Source organism: Paenibacillus sp. JNUCC 35 (assembly GCF_058269095.1).
This window is the reverse complement of sequence record NZ_CM177771.1, coordinates 861,371-875,836: the sequence shown is the minus strand read 5'-3', so window position 1 is coordinate 875,836 and position 14,466 is coordinate 861,371. Positions and strand designations below refer to the sequence as shown.

Genomic DNA, 14,466 nt, shown 5'->3' with positions numbered 1-14,466 from the left:
AGCGCGCCCCATCCAAAGGAGAGAAAGCGATGAAAGCCGTCAATTGGAATAAACCCGACGACGATTACACCTGGTCGTTTTGGCAGCAGAACGTGATGCAGTTCTGGACCGAAGAAGAAATTCCCCTTTCCGACGATAAAATGGTCTGGATCGAGATGAGTCCGGACGAGCAGGACGTCTACAAGAAGGTTCTGGGCGGGCTGACGCTGCTGGACACCCTTCAAGGCGGAGTCGGCATGCCGAGACTCGTCGAGCACATGGACGGCCTCCAGCGCAAAGCGGTGCTGTCGTTCATGGGCATGATGGAGCAGATCCACGCGAAGTCCTACAGCAGCATTTTCACGACGCTGGCGAGCAACGAGGAGATCGACGGCATTTTCCGCTGGGTCGAAGAGAACGGACGCCTGCAGCAGAAAGCGGATCTCATCAACCGCTACTACAACAGCATCCAGTCCGAGAAAGACCTATACCTGGCGATGACGGCTTCCGTTTATCTCGAAAGCTACCTGTTCTACAGCGGCTTCTTCTACCCGCTCTATTTGGCGGGACAAGGCAAAATGACGAACAGCGGCGAGATCATCGACCTCATTCTGCGCGATGAAAGCATCCACGGCCTGTACGTCGGCACGCTGGCGCAGGAGCTGTTCGCGTCTCTGAGCGAAGCCGATCAGCAGGAAGCCGCCGAGGAGCAGATCAAGCTGCTTCTGGAGCTGTACGAGATCGAGAAGCTCTACACGGAAGAGCTGTACACTCCGCTCGGCCTGCAGGACGATGTGCTGCGTTACGTGCGCTACAACGCCAACAAAGCGCTGATGAATCTTGGACGCGATCCTTATTTCCCGGAAGAGCCGGTTCATCCGGTCGTTCTGAACGGAATCCGGACGCAGACGAAGCAGCATGACTTTTTCTCGAAAAAAGGCAACGGCTACGTCCGCGCCCTCCGCGTCGAACCGCTCAGCGACGACGATTTCAGCTTCGAAGGGCTGTAAGACCGTCGCCTCCGGCGGTGCCCGCTTTCTTCGCGGCCCGGCGAGACGGACCGCATAAGCGGCCGGGTAAACGAAAAAGACGTACAAAATTGGAGACAATTTTGTACGTCTTTTTGCGTTCGGCTGCGGGGCCGCCGGATGCGTGCGCTCGCCGTTCTCGGCGTACGGCTGGCCTTGCCCAGGCAACGGCTGCCTTCGCTTCAGGCGTGCGGCCGTCCCCGCTCCGGCAGCTCGCTTCAGCCTCCCGTCTGCTCATGCTCCGGCAGAAGCACCCTCGCTTCAGACGTGCGGCCGTCCCCGCTCCGGCAGGTCGCTTCAGCCCTCCGTCTGCTCATGCTCCGGCAGAAACGCTTTCGCTCTAGGCGTGCGGCCGCCCTTGCTTCAGGCGTGAGGCTGTTCCAGCCCCAGGCATGCTTTCGCCCATGCTCCACCACACTACCTGCCATCAAGGCCGGCCATTCCTCGCCGGTTAGAGGAACAGGCCCATCCCCGGAGCATCGGCCGGCCGCTCGCGAAATCCGTAGCGCTCATAGAAGCCTTGCTTCCCTTTGGCGCAGGCAAGCTGAACCCAGCGGATTCCTTTTGCCCTGCAGTAGTCCAGAAGACGGTCCATGATTTTGCTGCCGAGGCCCTGATTCCGGTAATCCGGCAGCACCATCATTTCGCAGATGATACACTGAATAACCCCGTCCGAAACCATGCGGCCTGACGCGACCAGCCTATCGCCCTTGTAAACCGTAACGACGTACCAGCTGTTCCGGACCGCTTCGTGCAGCATGTCTTCCGTCCAGATTCCGTCCCCGTTCCATCCTGTCGATTGGAACAGCTCATAATAATCGGCTTTCGCCGGCAGATCCGTGCGGATCTTAAAGGTCATCGCTCTCGCCTCCGGTACGTGTATATACGCAATAGATTAATTATTCATTATAATGTATATTTATACAAAGTCAACTTCCTGTGTCCCTAATTTTGAACACGACCTTCACCGGCAAGCGGTTGACCGCCGAATACAATCGGCCTCACCACGAACAAGCGGGAGATTAAGGACTCTTCATGCTCCGTTTTTCGACAAGTATCATTTCAATGGATCTAAAAAGAGACCGATCCCAAGGATCGGTCCCTCTTATTCATTCTCACAATAATAAAGTCCATATACATTCAGCTGCATAAACTTTCGAAATATGGGCCGTTTACGAGATAAATCCTCTATCCATCGCTTCGGCTTTGCGTACCAGCGCGAAGTATTTCAGTCTGGCTCCCTCCAGCGTGGTTTGAGCCTGCTGAAGTTTAAAGGAAAATTTATCGAAATCGTGCTTGGAGACAAATCCGTTCTCGTAACGGATTTTCATTTTGGCGACATCGGCCTGCGCGTCTTTCAGGTTGCGCTGCTCGTTCAGCACGGTCTGATAAGCGTTCTCGGCATCGCTGTAGGTCGCGTAGATCTTTTTGACCAGCTCGGCTTTCGTCTGTTCCTGTTTCTGATAAGCGATTCCCGTGTTGACGCTCTGATACTGGCCGCCGTACGTATTCTTGGTCACGGTATTCTGCTGCTGCCAGATGGCTTCGTCGATGCCGTTGTGATCCATTTTCAGCTTAAAAGAATTGGCGAGCAGCGTTTCGGTGTCTTTCTTTACGACCGGCTCCACGTTTCCGGATACGGCGGCAGGCTCTTCAAGCAGCAAATCCGGGGAATATTCCACGCCGATATCGAAGCACAGCTGTACGAGGCCTAAGCGGTAGTTGCTCTCCAGCGTCTGAATATCGTCGCCGATTTTGTTCACCGCTTTGCGGGCGGTTTCCACGTCTTCGGGAGAAGCGAGACCCGCGTCGCTCAGCACCTGGGCGCGTTTCATCTCTTTCTCCGCTACGCCTTTGTACTCATGCATAAGGGCGATTTGCTTCTTGGAGCCGAGAAGCTGCACAACCTGCGCCGTCACCTGAAGCTTGATGCCCTCAATCGCTTCATCGGTCTGGAGCAGGTTGTTCCACATGTCCGTATCGAGCTGATGCGAGGTTGTTTTCATCTGTTCGCGCTGGGCCTGCAAAATCTGGTTAATGCCATTAACCATCTGGCCCTGGCCTTCGATGACTTTGTTCAGCACCGTGTTGGTTTCGACAACCGGACCGATCCAGAAGAAGCTGTCCGGAGTCGCTTTGGTCGGATCGATCTGGTACTTCTTCATCGCCTCGGGCGTCATGTAGTCCTGCGGGGAAGCCGGAAGCTTGTAGCCTTCGAAGCTGCCGCCGTACAGGTTGTCGCTCTGATTCTTGAGATCGCTGCTTTTGCTTCCGAGCGCGGCCGTTTTCAGGTAGAGCAGCTTCATGTTGTAGGAGTTGTTTAGCGTACGTTCCAGCACGTTATCGAGGGTCAGCTTGCTGACTTTCTCCAGCGCGGGCAGGCGCACCTCGTCCTTATCGAGAGGTTTATCGGTTGTCGCGTGAAGTTGAACAAGGTTGCCGTCTTTGATTTCGTAGTAGGGCGAATGGGTATCCGCCGCCCATGCGGCAGGCATCATCCCGAATACAAAAGCGGACGCGGTCAGCGTAGCTATGATTTTTTTCATCGAAAATCCCTTCTTTTCCAAGGTATGATAAGAACTAAACGCAGGCTGAGGGACATGGGAACAAAAGCGCTGATGACTGAAACTATGTAAACGGCGCGCTTGCACGGTAAAAGCAAGGCTTTCGCGCGCCGGTGAAACGTTGTTGGGCATGGTGTCGGCCGGAACAGGGCTCTTACACCGTAAGGGAGCTGCTCTCCGGCTGAACCGCAGGCAGCCCGGCCGAAGCCGGCTCATCCTTCTGCTTGCGGAACATGGCGAACCGGGTGAGCAGGAATGCCGCAAAGTAAGTGATGAGGCCCGTCAGAACAAGCGCGATACAGTCCTTGACGATGACGTCGTAGCCGTTGCCTTTGACGAACACATGGCGGACGCCCTCCAGGAAATAAGTAAGCGGCAGCATATGGCCGAGAATGCTCAGTGCCTTCGGCATCGCTTCAAACGGCCATGTATAGCCGGACAGCATGAACGACGGCACCGCGATCAGCATCGCGATCTGGGTGGAGCCGAGCTGAGCGCTTGAGAACAGGGAGATGAAATATCCGATGCCGAGTACCGCAAAGTTGAAGCAGGCCGAGAGCAGCAAGGCCATCAGAATCTGTCCGCGCATCGGAAGGTCGAAGCCGAACAGCATGATCGTGAACACCACGACCGCATTCAGCATGCCGACGATAAAATAGGGAACCGATTTCGCGTAAGCAAGGCGCCACGGCATCTTTTTCCACTCCGCAAAACGGCTCCAGATCCCTTTTTCCTTATCACGGGTGATGGTCAAGGCGATGCCGAGCAGAAGCACCTGCTGCAAAATCGCGCCCGCCAGACCGAAAATCATAAAATCGCTGTAGTTGAACGTCGGGTTGTAAAGCACCCGGTAGCGGAACGGGACCGCGGAGAACGTCGAGCTGACCTGTTCATCCTGAAGGCCCTGCTGCTGGAGCTTCTTGCCGCTGACGCCGTAGCTGTACGTGGTCACGATCTCATTGGCCGCGCGCGTCGCGGAGTTGGAGATCATCATGTTCGCGCCGTCGATCAGCGTCATGACCGGCTGCACATCGCCGTGTTTAATGCGGGCTTCGAAATCTTTCGGGATAATGACCCCGACCTTCGCTTCGCCGCGGGAGATGGCTTCCGTCACCTCCGCCTCCGAATGGTAGGCGTTCACGACCTGGAACGTTTCGCTCTGGTCGAACGCCTGCACGATCTGGCGGCTGAGCTGACTGTTGTCCTCGTCGAAGACAACGGTCTGCATCTCGGTTACTTTATGCTGCATATAAATCGATCCGAATAAGGTTGTGTAAAGGATCGGCACGAGGAACAGAATCGCCATCAACCGGCGGTCCTTGAAAATTTGCCGCCATTCCTCGGCGATCACGCTTCCGACTTTAAGGGGCAACGGTATCACCCGCTTTTCCTTCCCATTGTACAGTCATTCCCGTCAGAACCGATTCCGGCAGCTGAGGCAGCTCGACTTTCACGCCGAACGAGCGGATATCGGTATCGGACGCGTTCTGCGTCGCTTTCTTCACGGCGAAGTCCGCAGCCGGAGCGACCGTGCTTACTTTGCCGGTCACGGCGTCGCCGTTAGCCGTCACTTTTACGGTCACGGTATCGCCCGCTTTCAGGCCGGCCGCGTCCGTTTCTTTCAGATAGAAACGCGCCCATTTCGTCTCGGCGGACGTTTCCATCGTGAACACCGGGAAGCCGGAGCCTACCATTTCACCCAGTTGAGCGGATTGGGAAATGATGATGCCGTCGGACGGAGCAAGCAGCTCGGTGTAGCTCAGGTACGTCTCGGCTTCGCTTTGGGCCGCCTGGGCCTGCTGCTGTCCGGACTGGGCGGATTTGACGGCGCCCTGCGCCTGCTGGATCGACGCCTGAGCGGCACTTACGTCACCCTGGCGGATTTTTACCTGATCCATGTTCGCCTTAGCCAGCTCGACGGCCGCTTTGGCCTGTTCCAGCTGCGCTTCCGCGGCCTGGATTTCCTCCACGCGCGGTCCTTGCTGGGCAAGCGCGTACTGCTGCTGCGCCACTTCGTATTTGGCTTTGGCCTCTTCGTAGCTGACCTTCGCTTTATCCACGTCCGTCTGGGCGACGAGACCCTCTTCCTTCATTTTTTTAACCCGGTTGTAGCTTTCTTCCGCTGTCTGGAAAACCTCTTTGGTCGCATTCAGCTGAATCTCCGCCTGCTTTTTCTCTTCCGGTCTCGCTCCGTTCTTGAGGGCGTCCACCTTCGTCTGCGCGGCTTTCACGACCGCTTCGGCCTGCTTCACTTGTTTCTCGCCCGTTTCCGCGGTAAGCGTCACCGCTTCCTGACCCTGCTGTTTTTTCGCCTGGGCTGTCGCTTCCGCGCCCTTCGCTTCGGCGATTTTCCCTTGGGAGAGCGCTACGGCCGCTTTGGCCTGGGCTACTTTCGCCTCGATTTCCTGGCTTTGAATCCGGGCCAGCACCTGGCCCTTCTTCACGGTGTCCCCTTCTTTGACGAGAACTTCCGTCACGCGGCCACCGGCTTTAAAACTTGCAGCCACCTGATTCGCTTCGATATAAGCGGTCGGCAGATTCGCCGGACGGTTCTGGGTGCTGCTCATGGCTTCTTTGGAAGAGAGCAGGAAAGTTCCCCCGCCGATCAATCCGGCCATCACTACGTATACAACAGGTCTAACAAACTTCATCTAACATTTCCCTCCCAGGATACTTTCTCTAGTTCATAATTTAGGGTGTAAACGGACAAACCGCCCTTAGAGGGCGATTCCGTCCATCATATAAAGCTGGATTAAATCCGAAATCTGCTCATTGGTAAGAGGCGGATGCTTTCTTTCCCAATCGACGAGCAGCACTAAGTACATACGAACCAGCACGAAGGCGGTAATCTCGGGGTCGCACGGCTTGATGGTTCCGTTCGCGACAGCGATCTCCAGATGCTGCTTGATGTAGCCGATGACGCCTTCCTCGATCTCGCGCAGAGCGTGCTGAGCCGCCGGAGTACCGAATTGGGCCACCTCCTGCGACAATTTAAGCAGCAGCTCGTGCTCCTTCCGGTAAACCAGAATGCTGTATGTTGCGGAATGCAGCTTCTCCATGATCGTGCCGCCCTTGGAAATGCTGGCATCGGCCAGTTTTCTCATCTCGGCGATCAGGGATTTGACGATCTCGTTTAACAAATCTTCTTTTGTCTCAAAATACAGGTATAGCGTTCCCTTCCCTACACAGGCGATTTTGGCGATCTGATCGACCGTCGTTCCTTTGTATCCGAACAAAGCAAACGATTTTTTCGCCGCATCGAGAATGTTATCGCGCCGCTGATCCATTCGGCACCTCCGTTTTGACCAAAATCCTATTTTAGTTCTGTAGTCAAAACAATATCATCTTTACGTGACAAAATCAACGGGTCCCGTCAACCAAACAGCCTTACATTTTAGCCCTTTTGTCTAAAAACGGGCCTCTTTTTTCAAACCTTGCCGGATTGCCGTTCAATTTTCAACTGTTCCGTATGGAAACCGCCCCCTCCACAAACACTATCTGTAAAAGCGGAGGTGCGGGATGAGCAGCAAAATTTTGTTGGTGGAAGACGAGAGTAAAATTGCACGCGTCCTGCAGCTGGAGCTGCAACATGAGGGCTACGAGGTCAGTCTGGCCGAGGACGGGCGCGAGGGTCTCGACATGGCTCTGGCGGAGCCGTGGGATCTCATCCTGCTCGACATCATGCTCCCCGAGCTGAGCGGGCTGGAAGTACTGCGCCGCCTGCGGCAGCAGTCCGCGGTCCCCGTCATCCTCCTGACCGCAAGGGACGCGGTGCCCGACCGGGTAAGCGGCCTGGACCAGGGGGCGAACGACTACGTGACGAAGCCGTTCGCCATCGAAGAGCTGCTCGCCCGCATCCGCAACCTGCTCCGGCTGACGACTCAGCAGAGCCAGGCGGAGAACGAACAGATTCTTCAGGCGGAAGATATTCTCATGAACCTGAAGAGCCGCGAGGTTACCCGCATGGGGAAATCCGTCGAGCTTACGCCCAAGGAATTCGACCTGCTGCAGTACCTGCTCCAGCACAAGGGGGAAGTGAAATCCCGGGAAGATATCATTTCCGATGTATGGGGCTACGATTTTGTAGGCGATACGAACATTGTGGACGTCTACATCCGTTATTTGCGGCAGAAGCTCGAAAAAAATTTCCCCGGCAAGCTGATCCATACGATCCGCGGTGTCGGTTACCTCATAAAAGGAAGTGGCCCCGATGAGTCTTAAGCTGCGGTTCGCTTTGCTTCAGACTTCCCTGCTCTTTCTGATTCTTCTGGGCGTCAACTTCTTCATTTACTATCTTTTTATCGAAAACAATTCGCGCAATGAAACTCAAAATATCGAACGCAAAGCGGCCAAGCTGCTGCTTCAAGAAAATGTGGTGCAGCATCCCGAATATTGGGAAAATCCTTTTCTGCTCAAAGACTTTCTCGTAGCCAACGAACTGATCCGGCTCATCGGACCGGACTCCACGGTGCAAAAAGAAATCTACACGGACGAAACGCTCCTTCAGCGTCCCGCCAAGTTTATAACGTCTTCGGGCACCATCTCCAAGCTGGTCTCCACGGACAACGGCTTTTGTCTGTATGTACAGGTACCGGTCATGGAAAACGAGCGCCAGATCGCTTCGCTGGAAATCGCCCGCAAGCTGGTCACCCTGAACGATAACGTGCAGGTGCTGTTTCTCGCTCTTTTTTATACGACGCTTGGTGCGCTTGTCTTATCCGTTATCATCGGGTATATCTACGCCAGTCTGGTGTTCAACCCCATTCACAGGCTGGCCCAGACGATGGAAAGCATTGAACGGAGCGGGACATTCAGACGGCTGGAAATCAAATCCACACGAAAAAAAGACGAGATTGCCCAGCTCGGCCAGACGTTTAATGAAATGATCGGCCGGCTGGAGCAGCATTTCGAGCAGCAGAAGCAGTTTCTGGCAGATGCTTCCCATGAGCTGCGGACCCCGCTCACGATTATCGAGAGCTACGCCAGGCTGCTCAAGCGCTGGGCCAGCAACGATCCCCAGATCCGCGAAGAAGCGATCGAAGCCATCCTTAGCGAATCCGTCCGGCTGCGGGAAATGACGAAGAGCCTGCTCACTCTTGCGGATTCCGACGAAAGGCAGCGGACCGAGTGGCAGGAATTCGAGCTGCGCCCCCTGGTCCAGGCTACGGCCGCGTCCATTCAGCTGACGTTCGACCGCGAGGTGCGTCTGGATCTTCCCGAAGAGGACACTCCTCTGAAGATGAAAGGCGACCCCGAGAAAATCCGCCAGCTGCTGATCATTCTGCTCGACAACGCGATCAAGTACAGTCAGCTGCCGATCGACATCATCGTCCGGGAGCAGCCCCGTCACCTGCAGATCTCCGTCGTGGACAAAGGGATCGGCATCGAGACGGAGGACATCCCGCAGCTGTTCAACCGGTTTTACCGCGTCGATAAAGCGCGCAGCCGCAAGAACGGAGGCGTCGGGCTGGGGCTCGCCATCGCCGAGAACATCGTCAAGCTCCATGCCGGAACTCTCAAAATCCAAAGCGAGCCGGATATCGGCACCGAAGTTCATGTCAGGCTCCCGAAGGATTAAGGAAGCCCGGGGTCCGGGCCAACCGCTTTTGGGCCATCGCCATGAGACGCCAAACACCGGTTGCCGGGAGCTGCACGCGCTGCGATTTCGGTCCCTACTTTTAGGATCGGGACGCTCCGTTCTCCTTTCAACATCGCTGCACGCTGAAAGAAAAGAGACCCGAGCCTGAAGCCATCTCTCCAACGCAGCAAAAAAAGAACCGGCCTCCAACGGCCGGTTCTTTTCGTATCAGTACTCGATATACGCTTCATGGTAGCTGTCTTTAAACTTGCGCCTGCGCACCTGTATTTGCAGAACGCCATCCTTGTAAGTGGCCTTCGCCGTTTTCGGCAGAACCGGGCTGGGCAGTTTGATGAGTTTTCTCGGTTCGTCCGTCAGCCCGAGAATTTTGACGTGACTGGTTTTCACCAGTACCTGCAGCGAACGCGGATCTTCGCGTTTCGGAATTTTTAACCGGACGAATACGTCCGTATGCGTTTCGAACGCATCGCCGTTCACAGTCTCCCTCGGCTCCTGGGACAGCGTTCGCTCCTTGCCCTTCTGCTGAGACTTGGGCTGCGTCTGCGTTTGCTGAATGTCCGCATTCATCTGGGGCGGCGGCAGTGTACGGTCGAAGACGTCGCGCACGAACCCTTCGATCCATTTGATATTCTCAATGTATTTCTGGGGCTGATCGAGAAATTTTTCGACATGCTCCCATTTAAGCCATTTATTCGTGTCCGGCTGATTCATCGCAGCTCCCCCCGCTTCTTCTGCATTATATGAACGGAGACCGCCCGGTGGTGAACATTCTTTGCGGAATCCGTTAAATCGAGGAAAGGAGTATGAACATCTGGGCGCTCCCGTACATAAGCTATAAAAGAAGATGCAGCAAAGGAGAACGCCTATGCCGGCCATCGTCGGAAACGTGAAAATACTAGCCGTAGGCCCCAGCTCTGTCGTTCAATTCGGGGACTGCCTGGTCATATCGCCAAACAGCAGTTCAAAAAGCTATGCTGGAGCAGGTTCTTTTAATACAGGTGATTTGCCGCATGTATTTAATGCCGTCAGCGCCACGAATACGAACGACAGTGATGTCGTCGAAGCTGAAGCGAATAAAACGGCAACCGCATGAGCTGGACGATCCATCAGACGATTACGATCCATCAGCTCAGGGTCGATGCTGTGTCCAACTCCTCCGTCCTGCAGGTCGGGAGCGCGGGCAGCATCCGTGCGCTCTCGAACCAGTACAACACGGGCGGCTTCACCGGACCCGCCCCGGAAGTGGGCAAAGGCCCCCTCGCCGGCTTCGGCGGAGCCGCAGGCGGGGGCCTGCCCGGCGCTGCGGAAGGCGGGGGGCCTCCCGGCAAGGCCGGTTCAGCCGGGCCTGGCGCGTCCGGCAAGCCGGCGGCGGGTCCCGGCTCCACCGGCGCTGCGGAGGCGGCTCCCGGAGCGGGCGGCCTGCTCGGGCCGGGTCCCCACCTGCAGCCGCCGTTCCCGCCGTGGATGCCGTGGCGGCCGCCGGCTTGCCGGGGGCCCTCCCGCGGCAGCTGACAGCGCGCCGGGCCCTGCCGCGGCAGGCGGCCTCATACTTCCCGCCGGGGATGAGCCCCGGCGGCATTTTGCGGAAGCGAAAGAGAGGTGAGCTTATGTACGGCTACGGGCCGGGCGATCCCAATCTGTACGCCTATCAGCTTCAACAGATGTGGACGCACATTCAGCGGCAGGAAGCCCGCATTGCCAAGCTCGAAGAGACGACCGCAGCCATGCGCGGCGAGATCGAAGAGCTGAAGCGGCAGCGCGGGATACATATCGACCGCATCGAATACAAATTCGATCAGTTGAAAGTCGAACAGTTGGACGGCACACTGACGATCGGCGTCTCTCCCTCTACCGTGGACGAAATCGAAGATTTCTCCGTAAACGGAATGGATGCCTCCTTCCCGGGTAACGGGACTCCGTCTTCCGACGGCTTCTCCCCGAATGAAAGCCGGGAGCCCGAACAAGCCGGCGAAGACCGCCCGGCCGCAGACGAAGGAGCCGCTAACCGGCACCTTCACGACTTTCTCGACCGCGAAGCCATGGAAGAGCTGATCGAGCTTGCGGCCAAGCGGCACTTGAACATCGGAGCGGACGAAAGCAGACGGGTTATGGACGATTTGCGGCAGCAGATCGAAGCCAGAGTCCGGCAGTATGCCTCCTCTCCGGATCTCTTGCATACGGGCGGACAGGAGCCGCCGGGGAACGCAACGTGGAAACTTATCGAAAAAACAAAAGCCGACATACGCGCCGGCATCCGCAATTATTTGGCTCACTATCAGGAAGGAAAAGGAGATGGACAGCCGTGAAGGTAGATTTTTATGTGGAAAATAAATGTCTGCAGGTAGGCTCCGTCTATATCATCGGGGTATCCAGTTCTTCGACCTTCCTTATCGGGGACACCGATTCCATCACCGCATCGTCCATGTTCGATACCCCGCCGGAATCCGTCATAGTGGGACCGCTCGTTCCGCTGCCCCATACTTGAGCCATGGCCAGACGTCTGGTTTGGCTTACTCAGGCGAAAGTGCTTTCGGTCTCCAGCGCCGCCGTTTTCCAGATCGGCGACAACGGCGGGATTCACACCCGGTTCAGAGCTCTCGCCCTGCAGCGGGAAATTCCCGTCTATCTGGGTGACGAAGGCTCATTCGAAGTGTATCCCATTTTCGCCCGTCCGCATCCGGAAGTGCTTTTTCCGCCGGAAGCGGAGAAAACGACCCGCAACCTCGGCACCATCCAGGTAGGCCCGGTTAAGGTGCTCGGTGTGTCCGCCTCGTCGGTGATGCAGGTGGGCGGCAGCGGTCCGGTCAGCCTGCAGTCGCGGATCAAGCATATCCGCCAGTTTCGTCCGATCGGGCCTTACACCAATCCGACGGGCACGATCGCCTATACCGGTTCCGGCGAAAATCTCGCGGCCGAAAGCGGTCCGCCGGAACCCGGGGCTCCCCCTTCGAACCCTTACGGCTTGAACCGATAGCCCGCTCCCCAGATCGTCTCGATATAGGCGGGGTCCGACGGGTTCGGCTCGATTTTCTCCCGGAGTTTGCGGATATGAACCGTCACGGTCGAAATATCACCGATCGCGTCCATGCCCCACAGATGGTCGAACAGCTGATCTTTGCTGAACACGCGGTTGGGATTCATGGCAAGATGAGTCAGCAAATCGAATTCCTTGGTTGTGAAAGGAATTTCTTTGCCGTTTACGTATACCCTTCTGGAAGCACGGTTAATGACGAGTCCGCGGATGCGGATTTCGTCCTTATCCTGTTCCTGCTGCCCTTTCAGTCTCTCGTACCGGGACAAGTGCGCCTTGACGCGCGCCACGAGTTCTCCCGGGCTGAACGGCTTGATGATATAATCGTCGGCTCCGAGGCTAAAGCCGCGGATTTTATCCAAGTCCTCCTTTTTGGCGGAAACCATCAGAATGGGAATATCCCGCTCCACGCGAATCCGCTCGCAGATGGCAAAGCCGTCGGTACCCGGCAGCATCACATCCAGCAAAATCAGGTCGTAGCGCTCTACAAGAGCCCGCTGAAGGCCCGTTTCGCCGTGATGCTCCATATCGACCGTAAATCCGTCCAGCTCCAAATAATCGCGCTCCAGCTCGGCAATGCTTACATCGTCCTCGACGATCAGAATACGTCCGCCTTCTTTCATGTTGCCATCCTTCCTTTCTCTTCCCGGTTTTTGCGCACGGTAAATTGAATGGTCGTCCCTTCCCCGAACCGGCTGTTGGCCCAGATCGTGCCCCCGTGCTCTTCGACGATCTGTTTCGCGATGGCGAGCCCCAGCCCGCTCCCCCCGGTTTGCGAGCTCCGGGACGGGTCCCCCCGGTAAAACCGGTCGAAAATATGCGGCAGCACATCGGACGGGATGCCCTGCCCGTTGTCGTGAACGCCGATCACCACGAATTCCGGCCGCTCCAGAACGAAGATACGGATATGCCCCTCCGGCTTATCCCGGTACTTCTGCGCATTTTCCGTAATATTCGTGAGTACCCTCCTCAGCTTCTCCCGGTCGATTACGACCGGAAGGGGCTCCTCCGAGGAGAGCTCAAGCGTAAGCCGGATTCCCTTTTTCTCCATATCGAACTGCATGTCTTCGACGCAATCCTTCAGATAGGCCGTTAAATCCGCCTCCTCGAATTGAAAAGGCAGCTTCCGCAAATCCAGCTTGGAGTACAGAAAAAGCTCGTCGATCATCCGGTCGATGTCGACCGTTTTGGAATAGACCGTCTGGAGATAACGGTCAAATTTGGCCTGGGAGTTCGTAACGCCGTCCATAATTCCCTCGACGTATCCCTTGATGGCCGTCACCGGCGTTTTCAGATCATGGGAAATGTTCGAGATCAGCTGCTTCCGATTTTCCTCGTACTGCATCTGAAGCTCGATGGACTGTTTCAGCCTGCGGCGCATTTCTTCGAATGAAACGGCAAGCTCCCCGATCTCGTCGCTGGAAGCCGGACGCACTTCAATATCCAGCCGCCCTTCCTTGATGTGTTCCGCGGAACGCTGCAGGGCGCGGATCGGCGTAATCAGACTTCTCGACATCAGGTACGTCATCATTCCGTTCGTCAGCACGAGCACGGCGATCAGGACAGCAAGGAAGATCAGTCCGTATTTAATAAAATATTTTTTGCCGATCGTATCGTGCGTCCCGATAAAAATACTGCCTTTTCCCCCATCGGGAAATGTAAAGTCGTGATGCCTCAGCAGGTAATAATTGTTCTCCAGCTGGGAATCCGTAAGGCCCGAATAGTAACTGAAAGCCGGCAGCGAATTCAGTACATCCGGGTGGTTCATGGTGGGCGAAATATACAGGATCTGCTCGTCCTTGCGGATAATGAGGCCCATATTCACGCGTTCCACAAGAGCCTCCCACTGCTTCCACTGCACCGGATCGCCGGCGCTTCCGGTGTCCATCGCGATAGCTCTGCGGATTTTGTTGTAATTGTCATCTTCCATCTGGGCGACTTCCTTAAGCGGATTGCCGTGGGTAAGGTCGATGTGGTATTCCCTTTTGAGATCCTGGATGAGCATAAAATACAGCCCGGTTACAGTCAGTCCGACCAGAATAAGCGGGATGACCAGCATGGCTATGTAGGAAAGCAGCAGCCGGGTACGGATGGACATGAACGTATCTCCCTTGCTTTGATTTTCAATTGAGAAGCGGCCGCCCGTTTAACCGCATGACCCGGGACGCCGCCGTAAAAGCGTATGTCCTCAATATACTACGCCGCAGGCCGTGCGGGAAGCTCGGTAACACACTCGGCAAAGAAAAAAGGGTCCGCCGGGCTCAC

At 56.1% G+C, this 14,466-nt stretch carries 16 protein-coding genes and 1 pseudogene; 8 read left to right on the top strand and 9 right to left on the bottom strand.

Annotated features, from left to right (window positions below; translation table 11 throughout):
* Positions 1-29: 29 nt before the first annotated feature.
* Positions 30-989, top strand: coding sequence for a class 1b ribonucleoside-diphosphate reductase subunit beta (gene nrdF, locus AC2TF6_RS04005; protein WP_042235758.1), 960 nt, complete (start codon positions 30-32; stop codon positions 987-989).
* A gap of 236 nt (positions 990-1,225) precedes the next feature.
* Here the strand turns inward: nrdF and AC2TF6_RS04000 are convergent, their stop codons facing one another.
* The 6 genes from AC2TF6_RS04000 to AC2TF6_RS03975 form a co-directional block, all read right to left on the bottom strand.
* A complete protein-coding gene (locus tag AC2TF6_RS04000) occupies positions 1,226-1,438 on the bottom strand; it encodes a hypothetical protein (protein WP_491310005.1) in 213 nt (70 codons plus the stop codon).
* A 20-nt stretch (positions 1,439-1,458) separates the two neighbouring features.
* Positions 1,459-1,866 (bottom strand): GNAT family N-acetyltransferase, encoded by a 408-nt coding sequence (locus AC2TF6_RS03995; protein ID WP_491310004.1) that lies wholly within the window; start codon positions 1,864-1,866, stop codon positions 1,459-1,461.
* Between the two features lie 313 nt (positions 1,867-2,179).
* Positions 2,180-3,553, bottom strand: a complete 1,374-nt coding sequence (locus tag AC2TF6_RS03990) for a TolC family protein (protein ID WP_491310003.1) — start codon at positions 3,551-3,553, stop codon at positions 2,180-2,182.
* A gap of 172 nt (positions 3,554-3,725) precedes the next feature.
* On the bottom strand, positions 3,726-4,952 hold the full coding sequence (locus tag AC2TF6_RS03985; RefSeq protein ID WP_491310002.1) for an ABC transporter permease: 1,227 nt from the start codon (positions 4,950-4,952) through the stop codon (positions 3,726-3,728).
* A complete protein-coding gene (locus tag AC2TF6_RS03980; protein WP_491310001.1) occupies positions 4,933-6,222 on the bottom strand; it encodes an HlyD family secretion protein in 1,290 nt (429 codons plus the stop codon). Before AC2TF6_RS03980 ends, AC2TF6_RS03985 begins: the two co-directional genes overlap by 20 nt.
* A gap of 66 nt (positions 6,223-6,288) precedes the next feature.
* Entirely contained in the window at positions 6,289-6,858 is a 570-nt protein-coding gene (locus AC2TF6_RS03975; protein ID WP_491310000.1) for a TetR/AcrR family transcriptional regulator, read from the bottom strand.
* 232 nt (positions 6,859-7,090) lie between these two features.
* Here AC2TF6_RS03975 and AC2TF6_RS03970 point away from each other — a divergent pair, with 232 nt between their 5' ends.
* Both AC2TF6_RS03970 and AC2TF6_RS03965 read left to right on the top strand, forming a co-directional pair.
* The gene (locus AC2TF6_RS03970) at positions 7,091-7,792 is read left to right on the top strand and encodes a response regulator transcription factor (RefSeq protein WP_218231494.1); all 702 of its coding nucleotides are present in this window, start codon (positions 7,091-7,093) and stop codon (positions 7,790-7,792) included.
* A complete protein-coding gene (locus AC2TF6_RS03965; RefSeq protein ID WP_491309999.1) occupies positions 7,782-9,149 on the top strand; it encodes a sensor histidine kinase in 1,368 nt (455 codons plus the stop codon). The genes AC2TF6_RS03970 and AC2TF6_RS03965 overlap by 11 nt, the downstream gene beginning before the upstream one ends.
* A 228-nt stretch (positions 9,150-9,377) precedes the next feature.
* Here the strand turns inward: AC2TF6_RS03965 and AC2TF6_RS03960 are convergent, their stop codons facing one another.
* Positions 9,378-9,881, bottom strand: coding sequence for an Hsp20/alpha crystallin family protein (locus AC2TF6_RS03960; protein WP_491309998.1), 504 nt, complete (start codon positions 9,879-9,881; stop codon positions 9,378-9,380).
* A 154-nt stretch (positions 9,882-10,035) separates the two neighbouring features.
* Here AC2TF6_RS03960 and AC2TF6_RS03955 point away from each other — a divergent pair, with 154 nt between their 5' ends.
* From AC2TF6_RS03955 to AC2TF6_RS03935, 5 genes and pseudogenes are all read left to right on the top strand, one after another.
* Positions 10,036-10,263, top strand: coding sequence for a spore germination protein (locus AC2TF6_RS03955; protein ID WP_491309997.1), 228 nt, complete (start codon positions 10,036-10,038; stop codon positions 10,261-10,263).
* Positions 10,260-10,421 (top strand): annotated as a pseudogene (locus tag AC2TF6_RS03950) (spore germination protein GerPB); the annotation flags it as partial. The gene AC2TF6_RS03955 and the pseudogene AC2TF6_RS03950, both read left to right, overlap by 4 nt.
* Positions 10,422-10,777: 356 nt before the next feature.
* On the top strand, positions 10,778-11,476 hold the full coding sequence (gene gerPC / locus AC2TF6_RS03945; protein ID WP_491309996.1) for a spore germination protein GerPC: 699 nt from the start codon (positions 10,778-10,780) through the stop codon (positions 11,474-11,476).
* A complete protein-coding gene (locus tag AC2TF6_RS03940) occupies positions 11,380-11,655 on the top strand; it encodes a hypothetical protein (RefSeq protein ID WP_491309995.1) in 276 nt (91 codons plus the stop codon). The genes gerPC and AC2TF6_RS03940 overlap by 97 nt, the downstream gene beginning before the upstream one ends.
* A 3-nt stretch (positions 11,656-11,658) precedes the next feature.
* Positions 11,659-12,144: a spore germination protein GerPE gene (locus AC2TF6_RS03935; protein ID WP_491309994.1), complete on the top strand. Its 486-nt coding sequence runs from the start codon at positions 11,659-11,661 to the stop codon at positions 12,142-12,144.
* Here the strand turns inward: AC2TF6_RS03935 and AC2TF6_RS03930 are convergent.
* Positions 12,126-12,824, bottom strand: a complete 699-nt coding sequence (locus tag AC2TF6_RS03930; RefSeq protein WP_491309993.1) for a response regulator transcription factor — start codon at positions 12,822-12,824, stop codon at positions 12,126-12,128. The genes AC2TF6_RS03935 and AC2TF6_RS03930 overlap by 19 nt on opposite strands.
* Positions 12,821-14,299 carry a sensor histidine kinase gene (locus AC2TF6_RS03925; protein WP_491309992.1) on the bottom strand — a complete coding sequence of 493 codons (1,479 nt, stop codon included), beginning with the start codon at positions 14,297-14,299 and terminating at the stop codon, positions 12,821-12,823. Before AC2TF6_RS03925 ends, AC2TF6_RS03930 begins: the two co-directional genes overlap by 4 nt.
* Positions 14,300-14,466: the final 167 nt, after the last annotated feature.

What these genes read in the sequence shown, in the direction of transcription:
- nrdF (WP_042235758.1), top strand. Translation starts at nt 30, where the DNA reads ATGAAAGCCGTCAATTGGAATAAACCCGACGACGATTACACCTGGTCG.
- AC2TF6_RS03995 (WP_491310004.1), bottom strand. Translation starts at nt 1,866, where the DNA reads ATGACCTTTAAGATCCGCACGGATCTGCCGGCGAAAGCCGATTATTAT.
- AC2TF6_RS03990 (WP_491310003.1), bottom strand. Translation starts at nt 3,553, where the DNA reads ATGAAAAAAATCATAGCTACGCTGACCGCGTCCGCTTTTGTATTCGGG.
- AC2TF6_RS03980 (WP_491310001.1), bottom strand. Translation starts at nt 6,222, where the DNA reads ATGAAGTTTGTTAGACCTGTTGTATACGTAGTGATGGCCGGATTGATC.
- AC2TF6_RS03975 (WP_491310000.1), bottom strand. Translation starts at nt 6,858, where the DNA reads ATGGATCAGCGGCGCGATAACATTCTCGATGCGGCGAAAAAATCGTTT.
- AC2TF6_RS03970 (WP_218231494.1), top strand. Translation starts at nt 7,091, where the DNA reads ATGAGCAGCAAAATTTTGTTGGTGGAAGACGAGAGTAAAATTGCACGC.
- AC2TF6_RS03965 (WP_491309999.1), top strand. Translation starts at nt 7,782, where the DNA reads ATGAGTCTTAAGCTGCGGTTCGCTTTGCTTCAGACTTCCCTGCTCTTT.
- AC2TF6_RS03960 (WP_491309998.1), bottom strand. Translation starts at nt 9,881, where the DNA reads ATGAATCAGCCGGACACGAATAAATGGCTTAAATGGGAGCATGTCGAA.
- AC2TF6_RS03955 (WP_491309997.1), top strand. Translation starts at nt 10,036, where the DNA reads ATGCCGGCCATCGTCGGAAACGTGAAAATACTAGCCGTAGGCCCCAGC.
- gerPC (WP_491309996.1), top strand. Translation starts at nt 10,778, where the DNA reads ATGTACGGCTACGGGCCGGGCGATCCCAATCTGTACGCCTATCAGCTT.
- AC2TF6_RS03935 (WP_491309994.1), top strand. Translation starts at nt 11,659, where the DNA reads ATGGCCAGACGTCTGGTTTGGCTTACTCAGGCGAAAGTGCTTTCGGTC.
- AC2TF6_RS03930 (WP_491309993.1), bottom strand. Translation starts at nt 12,824, where the DNA reads ATGAAAGAAGGCGGACGTATTCTGATCGTCGAGGACGATGTAAGCATT.
- AC2TF6_RS03925 (WP_491309992.1), bottom strand. Translation starts at nt 14,299, where the DNA reads ATGTCCATCCGTACCCGGCTGCTGCTTTCCTACATAGCCATGCTGGTC.